This is a genomic window from Citrobacter sp. Cpo091 (assembly GCF_030332645.1).
In the GTDB taxonomy this organism is placed as follows: domain Bacteria; phylum Pseudomonadota; class Gammaproteobacteria; order Enterobacterales; family Enterobacteriaceae; genus Citrobacter; species Citrobacter portucalensis.
This window is the reverse complement of sequence record NZ_JAOWHL010000014.1, coordinates 1-957: the sequence shown is the minus strand read 5'-3', so window position 1 is coordinate 957 and position 957 is coordinate 1. Positions and strand designations below refer to the sequence as shown.

Genomic DNA, 957 nt, shown 5'->3' with positions numbered 1-957 from the left:
TCGGTCCGGGTGTAATAGGTGCCAGACGTCGGGCCTGGACGCTCACATAAAACATAGTTAGTACCAAGAGGATAAAAAATAACAATAAAAGAGAAAATATTACCAATAACAAATCCTACCCCCGCGACGTGGAAAACAATGGTAAATGTCCTGTCGAAGAATTTTGGCGGCTGCATGCTTTTCGCAAAAGCCAGATAGGCAGTGCCCAAAGTAAAGCAACCGGTCACCGGAATCATGAAAAACATGCAAAATGAACCCCAGAAAAAATAGACGATGCTTCTGGATTCAATAAGATCGGTGAGATCCGGTACGCTGGCAATATACTCCACCCAAGTCCCCCCCCCAAAAATGAATATACAGAGAAATAAGTTGCATCTCTTCTTAATATTCACCAGATTAATATTATGCTTCATGTCAATAATTTCCGCCATAAAGGGAGCTTCTGCACCCCAGCCGTTGGATGTTCCTCTCTTCGATTCTTTGCCGTTCTTTAAGTCCCTCACGAATACACGCTATCAGTTTGTCTGATAGCTCATATTTGTTGTCCACTTCATTCAGAGACCAGGTAATAATAAAACCTAATACAACGACACCGACAATTTCTCCCCAAACCGGAACGGCGGCGCTAGAGAACAATAGAGGTACAGCTAACCCAAGAGTACTACCCACTGATTGCGAGACAAAAACACTCACAATCACCTTCGCCACATCCATCGTCACGTTTCCCAGCAATGCGGCGACGTCATGCTCTGATTTAAAGGCCAGCTCAATCAACCGCCAGCATGCGGAAAACCAGATACAGAATCTGGCCCCTGACATTATGCCATTTCGAAACCCGGCGCTGCCAATGCCCACTTCAAGTACCTTAGGATGATTTATCCGGTAACGGGTTCCGTTAAGAATGCGCCGCAGAGAAGGGTAGCCCGTAATCTTCACATACAGCTTTCCCTGATAAGC

1 protein-coding gene and 1 pseudogene are annotated in these 957 nt (G+C 45.6%); both read right to left on the bottom strand.

What is annotated here, in order from left to right; all coding sequences use genetic code 11:
- Positions 1–431: DUF1240 domain-containing protein (locus tag OGY04_RS00070; protein WP_286573055.1), on the bottom strand; the 431-nt coding region annotated here is incomplete at its 3' end.
- A pseudogene (locus OGY04_RS00065) lies at positions 415–957 on the bottom strand (hypothetical protein); the annotation flags it as partial. The gene OGY04_RS00070 and the pseudogene OGY04_RS00065, both read right to left, overlap by 17 nt.